Consider the following 20,555-nt stretch of genomic DNA (forward strand, 5'->3'; position numbering starts at 1 on the left):
CACGGACACTAGATAATGGCGGCGGATCACCTTGGCAAGTCATTGGACCTCCCGCGCCCGCGTGCTAGCGTTGCGCGGCTGCTGACACCCCCTTACCCATGCTCAGACATCTTTCGATCAAGGATTTCGCCGTCGTCCGCGCCACCGAACTGGAGTTCGGGCCAGGCATGACCGTGGTTTCAGGCGAGACCGGCGCCGGCAAGTCACTGATGGTCGACGCGCTGGGCTTCCTGTCCGGCCTGCGCGCCGACAGCGGCGTGGTCCGCCACGGCGCCGCGCGCGCCGAGCTGTCGGCCGAGTTCGCGCTGGACCAGCTGCAGGCCGCGCGCCAGTGGCTGGCCGACAACGAGCTGGACGACGAGGAGCAGTGCCAGCTGCGCCGCGTGATCCGTGCCGATGGCGGCTCGCGGGCCTGGATCAACGGCCGCCCGGTGACCCTGGCCCAGCTGGCCGACCTGGCCTCGCTGCTGGTGGAGATCCACGGCCAGCACGAACAGCAGGCCCTGCTGACGCGCCCGTCGCAGCTGGCCCTGCTGGACGCCTATGCCGGCAACGAGGACGAGCGCCGCCAGGTGCGCCGCGCCGCTGCGGCCTGGCAGGCGCTGGTCGATGAATCGCTGGCGCTGTCGCAGCAGGGCGACGTCAGTGACCGGATCGGCTTCCTGGAGCACCAGCTGCGCGAACTGGACCGCGAAGACCTGGAACCGGAGTCGATTGCCGCGCTGGGCGCCAGCCACCGCCGCCAGGCCCATGCCAGTGCCCTGCTGAGTGCCTGCCAGGCGGCCAGCAACCAGCTCAATGGCGACGACGGCAGTTCCGCGCTGGACCTGCTGCAGCAGGTGCGCCACGAGCTGTCGCGCCTGATCGAACACGACCCGCGCCTGGGCGAGGTCGACGGCCTGATCGAGAACGCCTCGATCCAGCTGCACGAAGCCCTGTCGCTGCTGGACCGCGTGCATGACGACCTCGACGCCGACCCGGAACAGTTCGAGGAGAACGAGCGTCGCCTCGGCCGCCTGCACGACCTGGCCCGCAAGCACCGTGTGCCGATGGACGAGCTGGGCGCGCAGCGCGAGCGCATGCACGCCGAAGTGGAACAGCTGCGTGGTGCTGACGAACGCCTGCAGCGCCTCGCCGGCGAGATCGACAAGGCCGCTGCGGCCTGGCGCGTGCAGGCCGGGCTGCTGACCGCCAGCCGCCGCGCCGCCGCTGCCGAGCTGTCGGCCACCACCACCGGCATCATCGCCGAGCTGGGCATGGGCGGCGGCCAGTTCCTGATCGAGCTGGAACCGCAGGACGCCGGCAAGCCCGACCCGCAGGGTGCCGAGCGCGTGGAATTCCTGGTGGCGGCCAATGCCGGGCAGCCACCGCGTGCCCTGCGCAAGGTGGCCTCGGGTGGCGAACTGTCGCGCATCTCGCTGGCCATCGAAGTGGCCGCGCTGGACCTGGATGCAGTGCCGACCATGGTGTTCGACGAAGTCGACTCCGGCATCGGTGGCGCGGTGGCGGACATCGTCGGCCAGAAGCTGCGCGCCCTTGGCGAGAAGCGCCAGGTGCTGTGCGTGACCCACCTGCCGCAGGTCGCCTCGAAGGGCCATGCCCATTACCGGGTCAGCAAGGCCCCGGTGGAAGGCATGACCCAGAGCGCAGTGGAAAAGCTGGACAGCAAGGCGCGCGAGGAAGAACTGGCGCGCATGCTCGGCGGCGTGGAAGTGAGCAAGGAAGCGCGCGCCGCCGCACGCAAGCTGCTGCAGGTGTAACGCCGGCCGAGCCGAGCATTGGCTCGGCTTCCGCACGGTAGTGCCGGCCGCTGGCCGGCACCCCGATGCGGGTGGATGAAGATCATGAGGTTGCCGGCCAGCGGCCGGCACTACCCCTGTGGCTGCGTCAGATCGACGTTCTCCACCAGGAAATCAAGAAACGCGCGCACCCGCAGCGGCAGGTAGCCGCCCTGCCCCAGGAACACCGCGTGCACCTCTTCCAGGTCACCGGGATTGGCGTCCTCCAGCACCGGCAGCAAGCGCCCGGCGGCAATGTCCTGCTGCACCTGGAATGCTGCCAGCCGCGCCATGCCCAGCCCACCCAGCACCAGCTGGCGCAGCGCATCGCCGTTGCTGGCGCGCGCGTTGCCACTGGGCAGCAGCATGCGTTCGCGCCCGTCCTGCAGCAACGGCCAGCCCTGCATCGCGCGCGCATGGCCGATATCCAGCCGGTTGTGCGACTGCAGCTCCTCGGCAGTGCGTGGCAGCCCGTGCCGCTGCGCGTAGGCCGGTGCAGCCACGATCATCATCCGCGTCGCACCCAGCCGCCGCGCCACCAGGCTGGAGCTCTTCAGTGGACCGGCCCGCACCGCCACGTCGGTGCGCTGCTCAAGCAGGTCGATCACCTCGTCATTGAGGGTCAGGTCCACGCCTACCTGCGGGTTGCGTTCGAGGAATGCCGGCAGCAGCGGCAACAGGAAATGCTGGCCGAACGGCACGTTGGAGTTGACCCGCAACCGTCCACGCGGCTCGGCATGGGCACTGGCACAGCGCTCGGCCTCCTCCAGGTCGGCCAGCACGCGCAGGCCGCGCTCGTAGAACGCGCAGCCTTCCGGGGTCAGCTGCAGCTGGCGGGTGGAGCGTTGCAGCAGGCGCGTACCCAGCCGCTGCTCCAGCCGGGCCACCAGCTTGCTCACTGCTGACGGCGTCATGTCCAGGGTGCGTGCGGCGGCGGAGAAGCCACCGGTCTCGATCACCCGCACGAACACTTCCAGTTCGCCGGATCGGTTGATGTCGGGTCGCGCCATGGCGATGAATCCAGTTCACAGATGATTGTCCATACGCAGTCTAGTTCACAGATGACCCCGGAATCACCATGGCGTTCCCTCCCACCTGGATTGCCCGATGAACCGCTTGAGCCAGCTCACCGCCACCGCCCTGCTCGCCCTGTCCGGCGTCGCCAGTGCCGCATCCGCCCCGCACTGGGTCGCCAGCTGGCAGGCCAGCCCGCAACCGGTCTGGGACGCGGATTTCCTGTTCCCGACCCTGGTTCCGGCCACGCTGCAGGACCAGACCTTCCGCCAGACCGCGCGCATCAGCCTGGGCGGGCCCCGGCTGCGGGTGCGGCTGAGCAATGCCTACGGCACCCAGCCGCTGCGGATCGGGGCGGCCAGCGTGGCCGCGGGCGCGGGCGCCACCCCGCAACCGCTCAGCTTCGACGGCCAGCCTGGGGTGTTGATCGGTGCCGGTCAGGAACGGCTGAGCGATCCGCTGGCGGTGGCCACGGAAGACCACCAGGCGCTGCAGGTCAGCGTTTTCGTGCCGGGGCCGACGCCGGTGCAGACGTTCCATTGGGACGGCCGCCAGACCAGCTGGATCGCCGGCGGCAATCAGGCCCGGGCGCGCGACCTGCAGGGTGCCAGTTCCACTACCGCACGCCTGTTCCTCACCGGGATCGAGGTCGAGGCCGCCGCCAGTGCGCGTAGCGTGGTGGTGATTGGCGACTCGATCACCGACGGCGCCACCGCCAGCCTCGACCAGGACCAGCGCTGGACCGACCATCTGGCCGCGCGTCTGGCACCGCGCGGCGTCGCGGTGGTCAACGCGGGCATTTCCGGCAATCGGCTGCTGAGCGACGGCATGGGCGAGTCGGTTCTGGCCCGCCTGCGGCGTGACGCACTGGATCAGCCCGGCGTCGCCAGCGTCATCGTGCTGATCGGCATCAACGACATCAGCTGGCCCGGTACTGCCTTCGCCCGCGCGCAGCCCCGGCCCAGCCTGCCCGAGCTGCAGGCCGGCTATCGTGCCCTGGCCGAACAGGCCCACCGGCGGGGTCTACGCATATTCGGCGCCACCCTGATGCCGTTCGCGGGCGCCCTGCCCGGCACGCCGCTGGACGACTACTACCACCCGGACAAGGAGGCCCTGCGCCAACAGCTCAATGCATGGCTGCGCAGCAACAGCCCGTTCGACGCGGTGATCGACCTGGACGCGGCGCTACGCGACCCGGCCGATCCGTCACGGATGGCCGCCGCCTACGACTCCGGCGACCACCTCCACCCGGGGGATGCCGGCAACCGGGCGATGGCCGAGGCGGTGGACCTGGAGATCCTGCTCGGTTGCAAGGGGTCAGAGCCCCTTGCTGGCGCAAAGGGATCCGACCCCGCAGAGCGCCCGGGGCCGGCCCCCTTTCCTGGAGGGAAAGGGCCCTGACCCCGGCAACGAAAAACCCCGGGCAAGCCCGGGGTTTCGTCGCTAGCGGCTGGCCGGAACGGCCTACTTGCGCTTCTTGCGCACGTAGAGCACCAGCGAGTGTTCTTCCAGCTCATAGCCGTGATCGGCCGCGATCTTGCGCTGCAGCTCCTCGATCTCATGGCTTTCGAATTCGATGATCTTGCCGCTGTCCACGTCGACCATATGGTCGTGGTGGCCACCACGGTCCAGCTCGTAAACGGCCTGGCCACCCTCGAAATTGTGCTTGAGCACGAGGCCGGCGGCCTCGAACTGGGTCAGCACCCGGTAGACCGTCGCCAGGCCGATCTCGTCGCCATGCTCGAGCAGCTGGCGGTAGATGTCCTCGGCGGTCATGTGGTGCTGGTGGTGCTGGGCATTGCGCTGTTCGAGCAGCGCCAGGATCCGCATCCGCGGATGGGTCACCTTCAGGCCGACTTTACGCAGGTCGTGGGTTTCCATAGGTCTCCGTTCATTGGCGATTTAGCGCCAGCTGCCTCGGATTGGGTCGCGGTGGCACGCCGGGAGTGTATCATCGGTTTGATTTCCCCAACCGCCAGTCCCGATGCGCAATCTCCTGTTGGTCGCCGCCGTCGCCCTGTCCACCACCGGGTGCGGCATCATCTACAAGCAACCCATCTATCAGGGCAACCTGATCCGGGAAGATGCCGTGGCCAAGCTGCAGGTCGGGCAGAGCAAGCAGCAGGTCACCGCGCTGCTGGGCACCCCGTCCATCCCCGACCCGTTCCACGCCCAGCGCTGGGACTACACCTCCAGCCAGCGCGTGAACCGCCTCGGCCGCACCGAAGTGAAGAACTTCGTGGTGTTCTTCGAGAATGACGCCGTTACCCGCTGGGAAGGCGACTACTTCCCGGGCAACGACAAGGCCCTGGCCCAGCAGACGGTGCGCCAGTTCGGCCGCAACCTGCCGAAGGACAAGAAGAAGAAGGGCCGCTGAGGCCTGCCCGTCCGCAGGGACGGGTTGCCGGGATCAACCGCCGAGCGCGCGACGCCGGCGGTTGTCCTTGGGGTCGGCCAGCAGCGGGCGCAGCAGCTCGATGCGGTCCCCGTCCAGCAGCGCCTGCTGTGGACGGGCCAGCACGCCATGCACCGCGGCGGCCGGACAGTCGGCACTACCTTCCAGCGCAGCGGCGGCGATGGCGTCGGCCACGGTCGCTCCCTCTTCCAGCTGCAGGTGGCGCGACAGCACGCGCTCCGGCCAAGCCAGCACCACCTCGACCTCGATCATCGCTCAGCCCTCGTCGGCGACGCGGACGAAATCATTGACCATGCGATCGGCCAGTCCCTGGAAGCCGATCGCCAGGGCCGGACCGAGCAGGCGCGAGCTGGGTTCGAACTCCAGGGTCAGGGTGACCTTGCACGCATCCTCGGCCAGCGCATGGAATTCCCAGCGGCCGTGCAGCTGCTTGAACGGGCCATCGCGCAGCTGCATGTCGATGCTGTGCGGGCGCTGCAGGGTGTTTTCAGTCTGGAACCAGGTACTGAACGAGCCCAGGCCCAGGTCCAGGCGCGCCACCAGGCGGTCCTCGCCCTGCTCCAGGATCTGGGCAGCCGAGCACCAGCGGAAACGGCGCGGATAGGCCTGGACGTCGTTGACCAGGTCGAACATGCGCGCGGCCGAATGTTCGACCAGGGCGCTGCGGCGGATAGTAGGCATGAATACAGGACGTTTCGGCAATCGACCGGGCGGGCCCGAATCGGAGACAATACGGAAATGAGCAAGAACAGCGGCAAGGATAAAGCAAAGAGCGCGACGGCCAACAAAACCATCGCGTTGAACAAGCGTGCCCGCCACGAGTACCACATCGAAGAGCGCTTCGAGGCCGGCCTGGCCCTGCAGGGCTGGGAGGTGAAGTCGATCCGCGCTGGCCGCGGCAACATCATCGACGCCTACGCCTATGTGAAGCACGGCGAGATCTTCCTGATCGGCGCGCAGATCACCCCGTTGATCCAGGCCTCCACCCACGTGGTGGCCAATGACCGGCGCGAGCGCAAGCTGCTGCTGCACCGGAGCGAGATCGACAAGCTGGTCGGCAAGGTCGAGCGCGATGGCTACACGATCGTGCCCACTGCGATGTACTGGAGCAAGAACAAGATCAAGCTCGAAGTCGCGCTGGCCAAGGGCAAGCAGACCCACGACAAGCGCGATGCCGCCAAGGACCGCGACTGGGCGATCGAGAAACAGCGTGTGATGCGTCGCGGCAACCGCGACGCATGACCGTCCCCATCGGCGCCTTGGTGACTGCCAGCGCCGATGAAACGCGCACGTTGTGCGCGCGCCTGCTGGCCTTCAACCAGGCCCACGGCGGCGATTCACTCGATGAGACTCCAGTCCGCCTGGCCTGGCATGACGAGCGCGGCGCGCTGCGCGGTGGCGTGCTGGCCGACGTCTGTGCCGGCTGGCTGCAGGTACATGTGCTGTGGGTGGATCCGGAACTGCGCGGGCAAGGCATCGGCCAGCGCCTGCTGGCGGAAGCAGAAGCCGCCGCGCGCCAGCTTGGCGCCCGCAACGTGATGCTGGACACCTTCGACTGGCAGGCCGAAGCTTTCTACCTGCGGCAGGGCTACACCGTCTATGGGCGGCTGCCCGATTGCCCGCCCGGGCACGAGCGGATCTACCTGCGCAAGCCATTGTCAGGTTCCTGACCGCGGCCGCGGAAACCGCCGACCGGTCACCCTGCCAGCAGGCCCTGCCCGCGCATGCGCGGTGCCAGCGCTGCGTGCATCACGGCCAGGTGCATCACCACTGCCAGTTCCGGCGCATGCCGGTCATCGCCGGCGCGCCACCGCTGCGCCAGCTGGGCCGCGTCGGCCGGCAGCAGGGCCAGCAGCTGGGCGTCATCCAGCGAATCGGCCGCGCCCTGAAGCTGCCGCGCCATCTGTCGGGACTGCCATACATGCACGCCGATGCTGAGGCTGGCCAACGACATCAGGACCACGGCCAACCCGTGCTCGAACCATTGCGACAGCACGTCCGGCCCCCACAGCAGGGCCGCCAACACTGCCAGGCCCGGCAGGCGCCAGCCCAGCCAATGGATGCGACCGCGCTGCGACCAGTGCACAACCACCGCACTGGCCACCAATGCCGCGGCCGCAGTCGCCGGCAGCTCGGTCAGCGCGGTGGCCGCAAGCAACACCGCCAGCACCGCCCAGACCCAGCCGGGCGGCAGGGCGCGCCGCTGGTAGTCGGCCCCGACGGGTCCGACCAGCTGTCGCAGGCTGCGTTGTTGGCTTGCCTCGGTCACCCACAGTCTCCGTGTCTTTCCTGGTCCGGATGGTCGCCGCCAGTGTGTCGCAAATTCGTGCCAATGAAGTTACCAATCCGCTATGGCCAATGCAGTGCAACTTATTGGAAATTGACAACGCTGCGCGCGCACCGTCGCCCCCACAGCCGGGACCGAGCGCCGGATCAGCTCAGGCCGGAAGCGAGGGTCGCGTCACGACGGGCACCGCCTGGCAACGTTCATGCACAGAGCCGACCGGTACGGCGCAGACACGCTCACCGACGAACCGGCGGTACTCCCGGTTGCCATCCTCGGGCTGATCCAGCCCGGGAACCTTCAGCAGGTCCAGCCCCCGCGCCTGGGCAATCAGCTCTGCGGCCTTCACCATCGCCGTGGACCTGCCACCGAAGAAGGCGATACGCGATTCGCGCGAGTGCTCGGAGAACGTGTTGATCAGGTCTACCAGCGACCGCCCCAGACCGACGACATTCACCACCAGCAGGCTGTAGTGCCGCCATTCCACCAGCGTTGCCGCGCTGCACGCGTCGCCGACCACTTCAACGCTGACCCGCGCATCGATCGACAGGCGCGACTCCATCGCAAGTCGCTCCATTGTTCGCTCACCCACCAGCAGGACCCTGATCGAGGCCATCACCCACTCCTTCCCTATGTGTGCCCGCCGCCGAAAGCAGGGACTCCAGTGAAGGAGAAAATGGTAGGCACGCGCATGCCGGCACCCAATAAGACAACCCCGAAAACAGCGTTGATTGCAGGTACTCCAGGCCTTGCAGCAGGGTGCGGCACGCCAGAATCGGAATGGTCTCATGCGGGCCAACGTGCTCCCCGCATTATTCTCGCCACCTCACAGTCGCGGCGTTCCTGCAGTGTCCGGGACCGCAACATGGAATGGATCGGGAGGGCAGAGGCATGGCGTTTCATGGCGACCTGGACGGCATCGACCTGGAAGACATCATCGCGCTGATTGGCGCACGGTCGGGCGTGCTTTCGCTCGGCCCGATCCAGGGAAAAACCCTGAACCTGCATGTGGCCGCGGGACTGGTCGCATCGTTCTCCATCGAGCAGAACATCGAGGGCAAGGACCGGATCTTCAAACTTGCCCGGTGGTTCTCCAGGCACCGCTGCAGTTTCAGTTTTGAACAGAAGCCGATCTACGCGACGCAGGCCCTGCATCTGGACCTGCTGCAGCTGTTTCCACGCCGACAGCCGACCGTTTCAGCGACAGACCCGGTGACGGGCCCGCTATCCAATCCGGACACGGTGTTCATGCTGATCAAGGCCAAGAAGGCCGCGCTTCCACTGGAGCTCCAGCGTTTCCTGGACCGGGTCGCGCCGATGCTGGAAAAGGGTGCCAGTGCGCACGACATTGCGCGCCGCACGCAGATGCGACTGCAGGATGTACAGCTCGCACTGCACGGCCTGAAACAGGCCAGGAAAGCGTGGCCGGCGTTTGTCGGCACAACGCCACCGGCGCGCCCTGCCGGATATGGCGTGTTCTCGTGGCTGCTGCGCCCCCGTGCTGCGCGCGCTGCATCGGGGTGAACGGTTGCAGGGTACGGGCTCCCAGACCGCTGCGACCGGCAAGACCGTGGTGGTGGCGGACGAGCATGCCATCTTCGTGCTCGGCATGGTGAGCTCGCTGCGGGTGCTTCCGCAGGTTGTGGTGACCGGCCAGACCACCCGTCGCACCGTCCTGCTGGAACTGGTGGAACAGCAGCAGCCCGACGTGGTCATCACCGGCTACACCCTGCAGGTGGAAGGCAGCACGCACCCCGGCCACGCACCGATCGCGGATATCGGCCGCTTGTCGCCGAGCACCCGCATCATCGCCATTACATCGCAACCGAGCGACGCGCTGCACCGGCGCATTCTTCGTGCGGGTGCCCACCTCGTGCAGGACAAGACCTGCCCCATCAACACCCTCATCCGGGGCGTGATCGACACGCTCAAGGGCGGCGCTCCCGCTGCTGCCGACAACCAGCGTCCAGTGATCGTCGGCACCGGTGCCCTGTCCACCTGCGAGCAGCAGGTCCTTCGACTCTATCTTTCCGGCATGAACGTCACCGCCATCGCAACGCTGCTGCAGCGGAGTAAGAAGACCATCAGCGCGCAGAAGATCAGCGCCATGAAAAAGCTCGGGGTATCGAGCAACCAGGAGCTGGTGCTTCTGGCCACGACCTTCCCCCCGCCCGAATGGCCGGAGGCGGGCGGGCTTTGAGCTGGGCCCAGCCCTATCGGCCCTGTACCTTGCAGCGCTGTAGAAACCGGAGGTACATTCTCCCCGTGGCGCCATCGGCGCCGGTTTCGCAAACACCAGAATAACGCGGCCCATCAATGCTTTAGCGTTATGGACTTTTTCGTTCACGCCTGCCGGATGTGCAGAAATGGGCATCGATTGGCAGCGTTTGGTCAACTTCTTAGTCAACATTCGATGTTGACCGTTGCCGTCGTCAGCGCGCCGATGGATCTCCGAGCTGCAGGTTCTCGTCTTCCAGCTTCCTTATCTCATCACCCAGAGCTATGTGCAGGCGGTCATAGATCGGGTGCACCTGCTCCCATAAAGCTCGCGCTTCGGCTTTCGCCACCGAGTTGGTCACTTGATACAGCAGCTCCCGGTACTCAGAGAGCTGTTCATAAACAGTGCGCGTGTGAATTCTCGCGTGTATCGGCACGACCTCGGCTATAGCGAGCCTGAAATCCTCCGCAACCTGAGGAGTTAACTTGTACGTCCCCCACTCGCCCGGTCCTGTCGTACGCTTTGATGTCCTCGAGGTGAACAACTGCCGCCGTCCGCATGAGCTTCAGCAATAGGGGTTGAACGGAGATGAGGTTCGCGCGCTCAGCATCTATGCGCCGCATGCGTAGGGCGTCGTAGCGTTGCTCTCGCCGTAACTCCTTCGCGTGCCTCCGGCGACCTTTTTCCGTCAGGTGGTCCTGGAACCGTTTCAGACCGAAGCCGAGAATCAGCGTGGCCACCGGCACCAGCCACTTCCAGTCGTCGCCAGCGCTCGCCGCTGCACTGGCCGCCGGCGCGGCCTTGACGGTCGCCAGGAAAAGAGCTTCCCGCATCTTCAGTTCCCCTAGATCCTGTCACAAGTTTGCCTGAACGATCTGACGAATAGTTTAAGTCGGCGGTGCGTGCAAATCGCCAAAGCAGCGGTAGTAACTCCTTCAGATCGCGCCCCCGAGCCGGCGCCCGGCAGCTGGCCGATCAGGTAGTCCAGTGCCAGCCTCCTCGCTCTCGCCAATGCGACCACAGCCAGGTCACCGACCACCACACCTCTGTCGAGCCGCATTCCTAATCCTGTGACTGCTATAGGGTTTTTCCTACGAGTAAGAGGCATAGACTCCGATAGCGCACTTGAGAACGTGGGCGCAGCCTTATGCAGCTGCAAACCCAAGCGGAGGCATCGACAAAAGAACACGTTCTGCACGAAACCTGATTACCTTTTCCAATAGGGAGTTGTAGCGCATGAGAATGGATAGGAAGTGGGGAATTTTGGCGCTTTCGGTCGGACTGACCTTGGGCAGCACCTACACAGCAGGTGCGCAACAGGATCCCGAGGCCGTCCCGATGCTATCGGATCAGAATAAGCTGCTTGTCACGTCAGAGATTCAGAATGATGTGCAGCGGTTCGTCAATGCCCAGAAGCGAATCGATGGACAAGGCAAGAATATACTGGCTCGGATCACCCCAGATCCGTCGCGCCAGTGGATTTATGTGGATCTTGATGGTGCCTTTCTACCCAAGGGCCGAAGCGAAATGGGGGAGGACCTTGGGCAACTCATTAGGGATATTCAGAACCATGTCGTGGATCTTCTTACAGGCATCGTAGAGTTCAAGGCCGTCGTCATCAGGGTCGATGGCAAGCGCCTGGATGAGATTTATCCTCCTCGCTACAAGTCCAAGCAGAGGGCACGCGCCACTTCACAACTGACTACCCCAGTAGATGGCTTAGTCGTGCTCAGTCCATCGCACGGAAAATACTTTCACTACGGCAGTAACAAATGGGAGTATCAGCGCCCGCTCTATGTGAACTCCACTGTCGTCCATGAGGACACTATTACCCCGGGCTACACCTCGATGCTGCAGAGCCTTCTGACATTGAGGAGCCCGACGCATGCCACGTCAATACGTCAGACTCGAGACATTGGCAACACTGCGATTGATCCTAACAGCGGCTTGAAATGGGCAGAGCTCGCTGCACGCTATTACTTGGCCAGGCTCTATCCCAATGAAACCGGGATGTGGAATCAGTATCCTAATGGAAAACCGAACCGTGCAGACCTCCGTGAGTATGATGACGATATTGCTGTTCGCCCAAATTTTGCAAACTTCCTAAACGCTGAAACAATGATCTCCATCCACACGGATGGTAGCGACACGAACCCGTCAGCACGGGGGCTGTCTGTCTTCACGAATCTCAACGATCCAAAATCTGTAGCGCTTGCCGAGAGCGTCAAGTGCTACGTGCAGGAGCAAATCAAACAGCGCCCTGATTACCCAACATTCCCCATCCGCTCAGGCCCCAATGATGGAGTGGGCTACGGGGAGGTCCGGGAGGCGGATATGGAGACCGTGTTGGTTGAGGTGGGCTTCCATAGCAACGCCGAAGACGCTGCACTACTTCAGACCACAGAGTTCCGTACCATTTCGATGAGAGGTATCGAAAAGGGCTATCGCATGTACAGAGAGGGGAAGGCCTGCATACCTTTTGCCATTACATCGGTAGGTCCGGCTGCAGGCAAGTCCCCCGGCAAAGTACCTGTGGCGTTCACCTATGTGGGTTATCCGCAGGGAGCAATGAAGGCAGATGTGGAGATTGTTAAGTGCGCACCGGGCAACACCTGCAACGGCGCGAAAGGCCTTCCGGTCACACTCGCCGATGGAAAGCTGTCATGGAACTTTACATGTGGCAACGTCGGCGCAAACGCGACGCATACAGTAAGGACGAAGCTCTATGATGCTGATGGCGTCTTCGCAAAGTCTGTCGAATCAGCCGTGACCTGCCAGGTGTAAGGCGGCCGAGAACTCGCGCTAGTTACCTGAGTTCGCGCTAAAGCATGAACCGTTTGCCAAGGCCTCCTCGTCAGGGAGGCCTTTTAACTCATGCCTCGATTGAAAGAGGCTTCTAGGAAGGGGCTGCCGTGGCGGCCCCATGGACCTTACAGGTGCGGCAGGCCCAACCGCCTCCGCAGCGCCGCCACGAGCACGATCGAGGTCCGCACCAGCGCGTGCTGGTCGCGGGTCAGCTGGTCGTACATCTCCAGCAACTTCGGAAAGATATGCCCCACCCGGGTGCACTCGTCGTCGGTGTAACGCTTGCCGTCCACCACCGCCGGGCCCGTGACGCTTGCGCAGACAGTCAGGATGCCGGCCGAGTCGTAGTACGGCGTGTAGCGGCGTCCTTCGTGCGCCGAGCCGTTCGTGGCAAGGGCGGCCACCAACGCGCCGATCAGCGCCAGCGGTGCGGCGGCGAACCCGATCCGCTGCTTGGTGTTGGGCGTGATGTCAGCCAGGGCGGCGGATCCACGTCCAGAGGCGCTTGGCATTGCCCATGCGCGCGGACCACCAAGCGGACCAGTCGCCCCAGTTCTTCAACCTGACGGTGAACATCTGGACGACGGTGAACACGATCGCGCCGGTCAGCGCCCAGTCGCTCAACGTGTAGCCCGGCGAGTAGGTCGCTGCGGTGGCGCTGGCTGCCGCCCCGATCTTCGAACCTGCGACCGCCAGGTCCGTTGTGATCTGCTCTTTGATGCTCACCGCAGTTCTCCCAGTGAAAGGAGGCCGGCATGGCCCACCACTACCGCGGTTGCAGGGTCGCGCGGACACCAGCGGCGCGTCTCACGACGGCCTATGTGCTGGCTTGAGTGGTGGCCATGACTACCGGCCATTTGGTAGCGGGAGGTGGATTCGAACCACCGACCTCGTGGTTATGAGCCACGCGAGCTGCCGGACTGCTCTACCCCGCAAACAAGAAGGCCGCTGATCGACCAGCGGACTCCCACGTCCTGGTCAATCAACGGCCTTTGAATTGAGGCGCCCATAAGAACGCCCACTGTAGGAATCCAAACCTACTTTCGGTTCCCGAGGCAAATGCGGTTCCTCATGAGGAAGAAATCTTCCTCATGAGGAACAACTGAGGTCAGCTTTATGAACGATCGGCTGCCATCATCGCGAAGCCCCGAAGCGCGGTCTCTGTATTTCTAACGGCAGCGCTAAGCTCAAGCTCAACCGGGTCGTCGCTCTCCAGTGAAGAGAACACCCAAGTGTCGGCATCGAAGGCCAGGTCGGTGTAGGCGGCGTACGCGTCTGCGTCATCTGCCTTTCCTGAGAGCAGCATGTTCGCCTTTGACTGCGCTGCTCGCTTCAGATGAATCTGCGCATCTACAGCCTTCTGTCGAACAATCTTGAGTATCCGCAGCACGGCTTCCACTGAATCTGCTGCCTCTTCTCCCAAGGCAGCACGCACCCTGTATCGAATCGCCTCAAGCTGAGCCGTCGTATCAGCGTGGGGAACATAGCGGAGCTCGATCGCTCCGTAGACCCGCCTGCGCTCGTGGTCTTCAGGAGATTCGCCCTCTTTGGGAGTGATCATTTTCGATTCGGCCTCTGCCACTACCGGGCGACGGAGGTCTTTAATCACGTCCCGCACTCCATAGACGAGGGTTAGCGCATCCTCTGCGAGCGCTTGACTCTTCGTGGCCTTCAACTGTTTCCGCCATGACGAAAGGCCTGCCCAGCCAACCCAAGCCAGGACGAGTGCGCCCGCTCCCTGCGCGAGCGCACCAAATCCTTGTGTGACTACGGGCCAATCGATTGCCAATGTCCAACAGCTCATAACTGGCCCCACGGAATCAGAACGCGCTTCGAAGGTCGGAGTTTGGAAATATCATTGCGAGCACGTGCCAGCACGGCTTCAAACTACGTTGCGTTCAGCTTCCCCTCGAACGCAGTAAAGGTCGCCTTAGTCAAATCCAGGGATCGCGCCCGCACAACTGACGCGGCGTGCGCCTCGCGATCCGAGGCCAGATCGTCGGCAACCGCGCCAAGTTGCCTGGGTTCCCAGCCACGAACTAAGACACCCGTATCCTGCTGCTCGAAGTCAACTTGCTTCAACACGCGTTGCGCGTCTCTAAGCAGCGAGTGAAATCGAGACGTCCGGCTTATCACCATGCCGGAGTAGTAGCCGGACAACAGCCCTGTGGCCAGCCCAGTCCCGAGGCCGATCAAACTGTTCTCGCACAAAGGATCCATCCAGCGCCCCATTTGAAGGACTGTAGGGAAGCGGCCCGCCCCCTAACAAACCTTAACAAATGTAATAATCGCCGCCAATACAGGGAGGGTGTCGCAATGGTTGAGACCGTGCTTGGTATGACCGATCTGCAGATCAAACTGTTCACGGCGCTTGGGCAGATCGGTGTAGCTGTCGCTGTGGGCTACGTTGCTTACCGTCAATGGCGAACTGCACAACAGCAGGCTTCCACTGCTCGGAACAAGTTGCAGCTCGACCTATTCGACCGGCGCTTGGCGGTTTATGAGGCAGTGCGATCCGTGGCCTACCGCTCAATTACGTCTGACTGGCGGGCAAACGTTGAGCTGGAGATGGCCTCTCATCTCGCCGAACTCCGATGGCTGTTTGGCGAGACCGTGCGCGACTTCGTTTGGAACGAGCTCTATCTCCCGCTGGTGGACCTGTCTTCGGCCAAGGCCACTATTGCTGAGCCAGGACGGCTCAGCGAGCCAGAGGTGCGAAAATCGCACGAAGCGGCAACTGTCAGGCAGAACGAGTTGAGAAAAATGCTCGGCAATTCACTGAAGGTGCTCGACGAAACGATGGCCGGATTCCTGACTCTTACCCACTGATTGCCTGGCCGTTAGACCGGGTGCCGTGCCGCCCCTCCGGGCAACCCGTAGAGTGACGACGCGATGCAGCGGCGGTGTGGATGGACACCCTGCCAGCGGAAATGGTCCCTTGGAGCAAGGCGAATAGGGAAGCCGGTATCAAGCCCGGCCCGCTGCATCGCACTCTTCCGCACGGTCACGCACGGGCTGCCCGAACCATAGCGCCTTTCGAAACCCTTTCCGGCCACCGTGAAGCGCTTCCTGCAGCACAGCGCTGGCGCACTTGTGGGCCTTGATGTAGTTGGCCTTGCGCATCTTGGCTGACTTGGCCAAGCCGGCGAATGGCTGGCGCCGCTCCGGCCACACCAGCTCGTGCGCCGCGTCATAGATCACCAGACGAAGGCGCCAGCGATCGGCGGGCTTGCCGAGGTCCAGCGGCCGCGGTCGCATTGCGCGCACGTCCTTGGCCACCTGCCGGTAGGCAGCGAGGGAGAGCCTTGCGATCGCAGCGGGGCCCATTCGCGTTGCTACAGTCAGCGCGGTGTGCTTCTCCAGCGGGTTGCGCATGTAGCCGACCGCGCCGGCGATGTCGCTGCTCCCCAGCGGCGCCAAGGTACTGCGCCCCTCCACTGGCATGCGGTAGCTCCCGTCATCCCCCTCGCTCCCTGTGAGGGTTTCGACTACAGCGGTACCGGCTGCCCGCGTCACCTGGCAAAAGCTGAGGCAGACCATGGCTGATACAGGCACTGCCGACGGCACTGCCACCCGGATCCTGCAGCTGCTGCAGGAGGGACCGGGCCTGGCCGGCGAGCTGGCGGCCGAACTGCAGCTGCCTTCGAACCGGGTCAGCAGCTACCTGCACCAGCTGGCCAAGAGCGGCCGCGTGCGGCGCGCACCCTTCCACGGCCCTGACGAACGCCCATCGGTCCTCTGGAGCCTGCAGGCGGTGTCCCATGAGTAGCCACGCCCCCTCAGCGCGAGGATTGTCGAGGGGCGCATCCCCCGCGAATCTGCGCCCGGTCCGATACGTGACGCTCAGGCAATTCGAGGCGGGACCGGCTACACGGTCGACGCCACCAACTCGAAGATCAAGCGTGGCGATTGGTTGGAAGGCGCGGTGTTCATCAAGGCGCCAGATGGAAGAAACCTGATCGATTTGGAGGGGTACGAAGAGTGGGTAGTCCAAGGCAAAGCGGCGTCCGGCCAGTTTCACAAGGCAGCATCGAGATAACGTTCCACTACCGCGGCAAGCGCTGCCGCGAGCGACTGAAGCTGCCCCCGACCGCGCGGAACCTGCGGTACTGCCAAAACCTGCTGGGCCAGATCAAGATCGAGATCGAGAAAGGCACGTTCGACTACGCCACGCACTTCCCCAACAGCAAACGTGCTCGCCAGGTGGCCACTCGGCCTGTAGCCCTGGACAACCTGGAGCAGGTGCTGACCCGGTGGCTGGCGCAGAAGGAGCCCGAGCTCGAGCACAGCAGCCTGATCGGCTACCGCCGCATCGTCGAGAACATCCTGGTGCCGCGCTGCGGCGCGATCGCGCTGCGTGACTTCGACCGTATCGCCCTGAAGGAGCTGGTGGCCACGTTCGACGAGTCGGCATCGGCCAAGCGCATCAACAACGTCCTGGGCCCTCTGCGCGGCGCCCTGGACGAGGCAGTCGCCGACGACTTGATCTCCAGCAATCGCTTCGATGGCTTCAGGGTGAAGCGGCGTGCCAAGGTCAACGCTCGTGAAGAGGTCGACCCCTTCACGCCGGAGGAAGTCCAGGCGATCCTGGCCGCCTGCCGCGAGGACCAGGTCCGCAACTACTGCCAGTTCAACTTCGCCACGGGCCTGCGCACCTCGGAAATGATCGGTCTCTGCTGGTCGGACATCGACTGGCGCAAGGGCACGGTCAAGATCCGGCGCGCATGGGTCATGGGCAAGATGAAGGCCCCCAAGACCGAGTCCGGCGTGCGCAAGGTGCAGCTGCTGCAGCCGGCGATCGATGCCCTGAAGGCCCAGCGTACCCATACCGCCACTGCCGGCGAGTTCGTCTTCCACGATCCCAGGACGAATGCGCGGTGGGGGTCGGATCAGAGCATCCGCGCAGGCGAATGGCAGCGCGCGCTGCGCAAGGCCGGGGTCCGGTACCGGTACCCGTGTCAGATGCGCCACACCTTCGCCTCCCAGGCGCTCAGCGCCGGCGAGAACGTCATGTGGGTGGCGAGGCAGATGGGCCACCGCGACTGGACAATCACCGCCAAGAAATACGGCCGGTGGATCCCCTCGATGGTCCCCGATGCCGGCGCCAAGGCCGCCGCGGTCTGGAACCCCCCTCGCCGCCGCCCTGCCCCGCAGCCTGCTGCTGGACGGCAGCGGGGACTGAACGGTTATGGCGCCAACCCTGGCCGCGCGTGACTGTTCAGGAAGATTGCCGTAACATTCGCGTCGTTGGGCAGGGTTAGTGCCAGCTTTTTGCCAGCATTGACCCCAAAAGCCTTGCAATACTTGAAGAAACCGGGGGTGCATTGTCCCCGTGACGCCATCGGCGCCGGTTTCCAAACCGCAGAAATAATGAAGCCCATCAATGCCTTAGCTTGATGGGCTTTTTTGTTCATAACTGCCGCATGGTCAGGAATGGGCATGCGTTGGCAGCAACTTGCCAGCTTTCTTGCCAGCTTTTGAAGCTGGCAAGGTGCCCCGCTCACCTTCCTGGCGGATCCGCGAGCTGCTGGTTCTCGTCCTCGAGCTGCTTGATCGTCTCGCCCGTCACCCGGTGCAGCTCGTTGTTGGCAGGGTCGAGAACTGCCCATGCGGCCTCAAAGCCTTCGACTGTGTCTGCATGCAATGCAGCCGTGATCAGGTTGATCACGTCATTCAAGGGCACTGAAACTGCTTTGGAGTGGATTCGCGCCTGCAGCGGTATCAGCTCCAGCGCACTCTGCCGCACCTCCGCCTCGACAGGGCCTGCCAGGTGTATCCCGGCCCATGGCATCCCATCCCGGAACAACCGTCGCTTTTCGTTCACCGCAACAGTCGCCGCGCGGACAAATCGGACAGCGGCCGGCTGCAATGCAAGGAGGTTGGCTCGCTCCGCATCGAGACGCCTCATGCGCAACTGGTCATAACGCTGTTCCCGTCGCAGAACTGTCTCGTGCCGCCTACGCCCCTTCTCGGTTACGTGATCTTGGAACCACTTCAATCCGAAGCCCAAGATCAACGTGGCGACGGGTACCATCCACTTCCAGTCGTAGCCAGCGGCCGCCGGCACGGCTTTGGCCGTTGCCACTAAAAGAGCTTCCAGCATCTTCAGACCCCCTAGTTCCCGCGGACATCTTGCCTGAACGACTTGACGAATTGATCAAATCGGGGGTTTCTGCAAACCGCCAAAGCGACCGTCGACCTCACCCCATCCAACCGAACGGTGGCTCAGTGTTTGCCTTGGCCAGCCTGTTTGCCCGCACAGCCTCCCGCCAGGCGGTGATCTTGGCCACGTCCTCCCGCAATCGAGCTTGGTGCCTCGTGACCCAGAGCTCGGCGCCGGCGCGGCCCTGGTCGTAGCTGCTGCAGCGCCGCGACGGTCCGCCAGGACCGTTCCTATGTCGATCGAGGTGTGCCATCCAGATCCCGTCATCGACGCGCTGGGTCATGGAGACGACCCAGATCCCCTGGCAGGCGATCACAGTCAGCGGGTCGCTTGGCCAGCTGGCAGAGCGTGTGGTCCAGTAGAAGGAGTCGGGAAGCGGCATGGCCGGCAGGATACGAATCTCGGTCGCAGCGGCTGCGATTGTGAGCACTCTATTGCCACGCCACCGTCGCTCCCCTCCTACGCCGCGAGCTGGTGCTCGTAGAAGGGGTGACGCTTGTCGTCGAAGATCCGATACAACGCGGCCAGGTCAGCCGGGTCCGGATGGAGCCAGGCGTCGACGTGCTCGGGCTTGATGTTGATGATCGTCCGATCGTGGCCAGCCGCAGCGACTTCGGGCTCGGGATCGTCGGTGATCGCCGCGAACGAAAGGAGATCGGGCTCTTTCCCCGCGGGGTCCGTCCAGTGCGACCACAGGCACGCCACCAGCATCGGTTCGCCCGTGCGCGGGGTGAACTGCACCACCTGGTTCTTGCCGTCCGGACCTTCCACGTTCTCGTAGAACGTCTCCACCACCATCAGCCCGTGGGTGTGGCCGAATGCCGGCGCCCAGAACTTCTCCAGGCTATCCCGGCGCGCGTTGTAGGTGCCCGGGAAGCGCTGGTCATAGTTGGCCGGCTTTCCTGCCAGGCGGCACTGGTAGCGCATGGGCTTGATGACCAGTTTGCCGCCCTCGGAAATGATCACCGGGGCGTAGACCCCGGGGAAGATCCGGCTGTCGCGGTCCTTCGGTTCGGAGCGCTTGAGATCGGCCAGCTTGGCCAGGGCGCGTTCGATCTTGTTGCCGGCGATTCGCACGTCTTCCCTGGCCTTCTTGGTTTCCTTCACCTGCAGCGCGCGCTCCGCGTCGGCCAGGCGCTTCCGGTTCGCGAAGAGCTCCTGCTCCAGGATGGCGGCCTCGGCACGATTCCACTGTTCGATCTCGGCCCAGACCGCGAGCTCGGCCGGGCTGGCGCCGGCGCGGAACGCATCATCCATCGCCTTCGGCGTCTTCGGCCGCTTCTTCCCGGGATCATGGGCATACAGCGCGGCGAACTCCTGCAGGGAGATCGTGGCGCCGGTCATACGGACCAGCTTCTGATAGGCGGCGGTGATCTGGGCGGAGTAGCACATGGCCGGATTACAGCACGCCGGCCTTATGGCGCCGTGAGCGTCCTGGGACGCTGAAGGGGGCCGCCGTGGCGGCCCCGTGGACCTTACAGGTCCGGCAGGCCCAATCGTCGCCGCAGGGCGGCCAGGAGCACGATCGAGCTTCGAACCAGCGCGTGCTGGTCACGGGTCAGCTGGTCATACATGTCCAGCACCTCCGGGGGGATCTGCCCTACCCGGCCTGCCTTGAAGGCCTCCATCGAGACCACCTGAGCCTTGTGGCGCTCATCTTCCATGCCCTTCTCCAGCGTCTGGCGGCGGGAGTGCCGCCCTCTGGATGCCTTGGGCCCTACCTCCAAGCCTGTTGCAGGGGAAAGAAAGCCAGCACCACTGTCCATGGGCTGGCCGTTCTCCTGCTTTCCTTCTCCAATGGCCACTACCTGCGAGTCCTTCTTGTCCATCGGTTACTGACCCCTGTATCGGTAACGCCGGCACCAGCGCCGGCGTCT

General features: G+C 64.2%; 27 protein-coding genes and 1 tRNA gene. 11 read left to right on the plus strand and 17 right to left on the minus strand.

The window, feature by feature from the left end; all coding sequences use genetic code 11:
* The first annotated feature begins 98 nt into the window (after positions 1-98).
* Positions 99-1,760 carry a DNA repair protein RecN gene (gene recN / locus J3A72_RS15580; RefSeq protein ID WP_049439215.1) on the plus strand — a complete coding sequence of 554 codons (1,662 nt, stop codon included), beginning with the start codon at positions 99-101 and terminating at the stop codon, positions 1,758-1,760.
* A 110-nt stretch (positions 1,761-1,870) separates the two neighbouring features.
* Here recN and J3A72_RS15585 read toward each other — a convergent pair whose 3' ends face one another.
* Complete coding sequence (locus J3A72_RS15585) at positions 1,871-2,788, minus strand: LysR family transcriptional regulator (protein ID WP_032959114.1); 918 nt, start codon at positions 2,786-2,788, stop codon at positions 1,871-1,873.
* 97 nt (positions 2,789-2,885) lie between these two features.
* On the opposite strand from J3A72_RS15585, the gene J3A72_RS15590 reads away from it, so the two are divergent.
* Positions 2,886-4,193, plus strand: a complete 1,308-nt coding sequence (locus J3A72_RS15590) for an SGNH/GDSL hydrolase family protein (protein ID WP_075076179.1) — start codon at positions 2,886-2,888, stop codon at positions 4,191-4,193.
* 63 nt (positions 4,194-4,256) lie between these two features.
* Here J3A72_RS15590 and fur read toward each other — a convergent pair whose 3' ends face one another.
* On the minus strand, positions 4,257-4,673 hold the full coding sequence (gene fur, locus J3A72_RS15595; protein WP_014646807.1) for a ferric iron uptake transcriptional regulator: 417 nt from the start codon (positions 4,671-4,673) through the stop codon (positions 4,257-4,259).
* Between the two features lie 103 nt (positions 4,674-4,776).
* Here fur and bamE point away from each other — a divergent pair, with 103 nt between their 5' ends.
* Entirely contained in the window at positions 4,777-5,169 is a 393-nt protein-coding gene (gene bamE / locus J3A72_RS15600) for an outer membrane protein assembly factor BamE (protein ID WP_014036847.1), read from the plus strand.
* Positions 5,170-5,202: 33 nt separating this feature from the next.
* Here bamE and J3A72_RS15605 read toward each other — a convergent pair whose 3' ends face one another.
* Both J3A72_RS15605 and J3A72_RS15610 read right to left on the minus strand, forming a co-directional pair.
* A complete protein-coding gene (locus tag J3A72_RS15605; protein ID WP_014646806.1) occupies positions 5,203-5,460 on the minus strand; it encodes an RnfH family protein in 258 nt (85 codons plus the stop codon).
* A 3-nt stretch (positions 5,461-5,463) separates the two neighbouring features.
* The gene (locus J3A72_RS15610; protein WP_032959119.1) at positions 5,464-5,889 is read right to left on the minus strand and encodes a type II toxin-antitoxin system RatA family toxin; all 426 of its coding nucleotides are present in this window, start codon (positions 5,887-5,889) and stop codon (positions 5,464-5,466) included.
* 57 nt (positions 5,890-5,946) lie between these two features.
* Here J3A72_RS15610 and smpB point away from each other — a divergent pair, with 57 nt between their 5' ends.
* Complete coding sequence (gene smpB / locus J3A72_RS15615; RefSeq protein WP_005409231.1) at positions 5,947-6,450, plus strand: SsrA-binding protein SmpB; 504 nt, start codon at positions 5,947-5,949, stop codon at positions 6,448-6,450.
* Complete coding sequence (locus tag J3A72_RS15620; protein WP_075076178.1) at positions 6,447-6,878, plus strand: GNAT family N-acetyltransferase; 432 nt, start codon at positions 6,447-6,449, stop codon at positions 6,876-6,878. The genes smpB and J3A72_RS15620 overlap by 4 nt, the downstream gene beginning before the upstream one ends.
* 26 nt (positions 6,879-6,904) lie before the next feature.
* On the opposite strand, the gene J3A72_RS15625 is transcribed toward J3A72_RS15620, so the two are convergent.
* Positions 6,905-7,477: a hypothetical protein gene (locus tag J3A72_RS15625; RefSeq protein WP_075076177.1), complete on the minus strand. Its 573-nt coding sequence runs from the start codon at positions 7,475-7,477 to the stop codon at positions 6,905-6,907.
* 169 nt (positions 7,478-7,646) lie between these two features.
* The gene (locus J3A72_RS15630) at positions 7,647-8,108 is read right to left on the minus strand and encodes a hypothetical protein (protein WP_140222825.1); all 462 of its coding nucleotides are present in this window, start codon (positions 8,106-8,108) and stop codon (positions 7,647-7,649) included.
* A gap of 254 nt (positions 8,109-8,362) precedes the next feature.
* Here J3A72_RS15630 and J3A72_RS15635 point away from each other — a divergent pair, with 254 nt between their 5' ends.
* Both J3A72_RS15635 and J3A72_RS15640 read left to right on the plus strand, forming a co-directional pair.
* Entirely contained in the window at positions 8,363-9,016 is a 654-nt protein-coding gene (locus J3A72_RS15635) for a DUF4388 domain-containing protein (RefSeq protein ID WP_209572049.1), read from the plus strand.
* Positions 8,991-9,692, plus strand: coding sequence for a response regulator transcription factor (locus tag J3A72_RS15640; protein WP_075076174.1), 702 nt, complete (start codon positions 8,991-8,993; stop codon positions 9,690-9,692). Before J3A72_RS15635 ends, J3A72_RS15640 begins: the two co-directional genes overlap by 26 nt.
* A gap of 413 nt (positions 9,693-10,105) precedes the next feature.
* On the opposite strand, the gene J3A72_RS15645 is transcribed toward J3A72_RS15640, so the two are convergent.
* A complete protein-coding gene (locus J3A72_RS15645; protein WP_075076173.1) occupies positions 10,106-10,543 on the minus strand; it encodes a hypothetical protein in 438 nt (145 codons plus the stop codon).
* A 403-nt stretch (positions 10,544-10,946) separates the two neighbouring features.
* On the opposite strand from J3A72_RS15645, the gene J3A72_RS15650 reads away from it, so the two are divergent.
* On the plus strand, positions 10,947-12,494 hold the full coding sequence (locus J3A72_RS15650) for an N-acetylmuramoyl-L-alanine amidase (protein ID WP_080469275.1): 1,548 nt from the start codon (positions 10,947-10,949) through the stop codon (positions 12,492-12,494).
* Positions 12,495-12,640: 146 nt separating this feature from the next.
* On the opposite strand, the gene J3A72_RS15655 is transcribed toward J3A72_RS15650, so the two are convergent.
* From J3A72_RS15655 to J3A72_RS15675, 5 genes are all read right to left on the minus strand, one after another.
* Positions 12,641-13,027: a hypothetical protein gene (locus J3A72_RS15655; RefSeq protein WP_230374560.1), complete on the minus strand. Its 387-nt coding sequence runs from the start codon at positions 13,025-13,027 to the stop codon at positions 12,641-12,643.
* Positions 12,987-13,241, minus strand: coding sequence for a hypothetical protein (locus J3A72_RS15660; RefSeq protein WP_230374559.1), 255 nt, complete (start codon positions 13,239-13,241; stop codon positions 12,987-12,989). Before J3A72_RS15660 ends, J3A72_RS15655 begins: the two co-directional genes overlap by 41 nt.
* Before the next feature lie 132 nt (positions 13,242-13,373).
* Positions 13,374-13,450, minus strand: a tRNA-Met gene (locus tag J3A72_RS15665).
* 179 nt (positions 13,451-13,629) lie between these two features.
* On the minus strand, positions 13,630-14,190 hold the full coding sequence (locus J3A72_RS15670; protein ID WP_140222824.1) for a hypothetical protein: 561 nt from the start codon (positions 14,188-14,190) through the stop codon (positions 13,630-13,632).
* Between the two features lie 212 nt (positions 14,191-14,402).
* Positions 14,403-14,735 (minus strand): hypothetical protein, encoded by a 333-nt coding sequence (locus J3A72_RS15675; RefSeq protein ID WP_230374558.1) that lies wholly within the window; start codon positions 14,733-14,735, stop codon positions 14,403-14,405.
* Between the two features lie 96 nt (positions 14,736-14,831).
* On the opposite strand from J3A72_RS15675, the gene J3A72_RS15680 reads away from it, so the two are divergent.
* Positions 14,832-15,344 carry a hypothetical protein gene (locus J3A72_RS15680; RefSeq protein WP_140222823.1) on the plus strand — a complete coding sequence of 171 codons (513 nt, stop codon included), beginning with the start codon at positions 14,832-14,834 and terminating at the stop codon, positions 15,342-15,344.
* A 138-nt stretch (positions 15,345-15,482) separates the two neighbouring features.
* Here the strand turns inward: J3A72_RS15680 and J3A72_RS15685 are convergent, their stop codons facing one another.
* Positions 15,483-15,959 carry a hypothetical protein gene (locus tag J3A72_RS15685; protein ID WP_230374557.1) on the minus strand — a complete coding sequence of 159 codons (477 nt, stop codon included), beginning with the start codon at positions 15,957-15,959 and terminating at the stop codon, positions 15,483-15,485.
* A 94-nt stretch (positions 15,960-16,053) separates the two neighbouring features.
* Between J3A72_RS15685 and J3A72_RS15690 the strand changes: the two genes are divergently transcribed.
* Both J3A72_RS15690 and J3A72_RS15695 read left to right on the plus strand, forming a co-directional pair.
* Positions 16,054-16,284 carry a winged helix-turn-helix domain-containing protein gene (locus J3A72_RS15690; protein ID WP_075076169.1) on the plus strand — a complete coding sequence of 77 codons (231 nt, stop codon included), beginning with the start codon at positions 16,054-16,056 and terminating at the stop codon, positions 16,282-16,284.
* A 212-nt stretch (positions 16,285-16,496) separates the two neighbouring features.
* On the plus strand, positions 16,497-17,729 hold the full coding sequence (locus tag J3A72_RS15695) for a site-specific integrase (protein ID WP_075076168.1): 1,233 nt from the start codon (positions 16,497-16,499) through the stop codon (positions 17,727-17,729).
* Here J3A72_RS15695 and J3A72_RS15700 read toward each other — a convergent pair.
* From J3A72_RS15700 to J3A72_RS15715, 4 genes are all read right to left on the minus strand, one after another.
* On the minus strand, positions 17,702-17,956 hold the full coding sequence (locus J3A72_RS15700; protein ID WP_209572050.1) for a hypothetical protein: 255 nt from the start codon (positions 17,954-17,956) through the stop codon (positions 17,702-17,704). The two genes, J3A72_RS15695 and J3A72_RS15700, sit on opposite strands and share 28 nt — an antisense overlap.
* A 59-nt stretch (positions 17,957-18,015) precedes the next feature.
* On the minus strand, positions 18,016-18,618 hold the full coding sequence (locus J3A72_RS15705) for a hypothetical protein (protein ID WP_088475828.1): 603 nt from the start codon (positions 18,616-18,618) through the stop codon (positions 18,016-18,018).
* Between the two features lie 519 nt (positions 18,619-19,137).
* Positions 19,138-20,070: an SOS response-associated peptidase family protein gene (locus tag J3A72_RS15710; protein ID WP_088475830.1), complete on the minus strand. Its 933-nt coding sequence runs from the start codon at positions 20,068-20,070 to the stop codon at positions 19,138-19,140.
* Positions 20,071-20,153: 83 nt separating this feature from the next.
* Positions 20,154-20,507, minus strand: coding sequence for a hypothetical protein (locus J3A72_RS15715; RefSeq protein ID WP_088475831.1), 354 nt, complete (start codon positions 20,505-20,507; stop codon positions 20,154-20,156).
* Positions 20,508-20,555: the final 48 nt, after the last annotated feature.

The sequence above is a fragment of the Stenotrophomonas sp. PvP093 genome (assembly GCF_017876915.1).
Taxonomy (GTDB): domain Bacteria; phylum Pseudomonadota; class Gammaproteobacteria; order Xanthomonadales; family Xanthomonadaceae; genus Stenotrophomonas; species Stenotrophomonas muris.

Excerpts from the sequence above, each read along its gene's own strand:
- recN (WP_049439215.1), top strand. The coding sequence starts at position 99 with ATGCTCAGACATCTTTCGATCAAGGATTTCGCCGTCGTCCGCGCCACC.
- J3A72_RS15585 (WP_032959114.1), bottom strand. The coding sequence starts at position 2,788 with ATGGCGCGACCCGACATCAACCGATCCGGCGAACTGGAAGTGTTCGTG.
- J3A72_RS15590 (WP_075076179.1), top strand. The coding sequence starts at position 2,886 with ATGAACCGCTTGAGCCAGCTCACCGCCACCGCCCTGCTCGCCCTGTCC.
- fur (WP_014646807.1), bottom strand. The coding sequence starts at position 4,673 with ATGGAAACCCACGACCTGCGTAAAGTCGGCCTGAAGGTGACCCATCCG.
- bamE (WP_014036847.1), top strand. The coding sequence starts at position 4,777 with ATGCGCAATCTCCTGTTGGTCGCCGCCGTCGCCCTGTCCACCACCGGG.
- J3A72_RS15605 (WP_014646806.1), bottom strand. The coding sequence starts at position 5,460 with ATGATCGAGGTCGAGGTGGTGCTGGCTTGGCCGGAGCGCGTGCTGTCG.
- J3A72_RS15610 (WP_032959119.1), bottom strand. The coding sequence starts at position 5,889 with ATGCCTACTATCCGCCGCAGCGCCCTGGTCGAACATTCGGCCGCGCGC.
- smpB (WP_005409231.1), top strand. The coding sequence starts at position 5,947 with ATGAGCAAGAACAGCGGCAAGGATAAAGCAAAGAGCGCGACGGCCAAC.
- J3A72_RS15620 (WP_075076178.1), top strand. The coding sequence starts at position 6,447 with ATGACCGTCCCCATCGGCGCCTTGGTGACTGCCAGCGCCGATGAAACG.
- J3A72_RS15630 (WP_140222825.1), bottom strand. The coding sequence starts at position 8,108 with ATGGCCTCGATCAGGGTCCTGCTGGTGGGTGAGCGAACAATGGAGCGA.
- J3A72_RS15635 (WP_209572049.1), top strand. The coding sequence starts at position 8,363 with ATGGATCGGGAGGGCAGAGGCATGGCGTTTCATGGCGACCTGGACGGC.
- J3A72_RS15645 (WP_075076173.1), bottom strand. The coding sequence starts at position 10,543 with ATGCGGGAAGCTCTTTTCCTGGCGACCGTCAAGGCCGCGCCGGCGGCC.
- J3A72_RS15650 (WP_080469275.1), top strand. The coding sequence starts at position 10,947 with ATGAGAATGGATAGGAAGTGGGGAATTTTGGCGCTTTCGGTCGGACTG.
- J3A72_RS15655 (WP_230374560.1), bottom strand. The coding sequence starts at position 13,027 with ATGCCAAGCGCCTCTGGACGTGGATCCGCCGCCCTGGCTGACATCACG.
- J3A72_RS15675 (WP_230374558.1), bottom strand. The coding sequence starts at position 14,735 with ATGGATCCTTTGTGCGAGAACAGTTTGATCGGCCTCGGGACTGGGCTG.
- J3A72_RS15680 (WP_140222823.1), top strand. The coding sequence starts at position 14,832 with ATGGTTGAGACCGTGCTTGGTATGACCGATCTGCAGATCAAACTGTTC.
- J3A72_RS15685 (WP_230374557.1), bottom strand. The coding sequence starts at position 15,959 with ATGCCAGTGGAGGGGCGCAGTACCTTGGCGCCGCTGGGGAGCAGCGAC.
- J3A72_RS15690 (WP_075076169.1), top strand. The coding sequence starts at position 16,054 with ATGGCTGATACAGGCACTGCCGACGGCACTGCCACCCGGATCCTGCAG.
- J3A72_RS15700 (WP_209572050.1), bottom strand. The coding sequence starts at position 17,956 with ATGCCCATTCCTGACCATGCGGCAGTTATGAACAAAAAAGCCCATCAA.
- J3A72_RS15705 (WP_088475828.1), bottom strand. The coding sequence starts at position 18,618 with ATGCTGGAAGCTCTTTTAGTGGCAACGGCCAAAGCCGTGCCGGCGGCC.
- J3A72_RS15710 (WP_088475830.1), bottom strand. The coding sequence starts at position 20,070 with ATGTGCTACTCCGCCCAGATCACCGCCGCCTATCAGAAGCTGGTCCGT.
- J3A72_RS15715 (WP_088475831.1), bottom strand. The coding sequence starts at position 20,507 with ATGGACAAGAAGGACTCGCAGGTAGTGGCCATTGGAGAAGGAAAGCAG.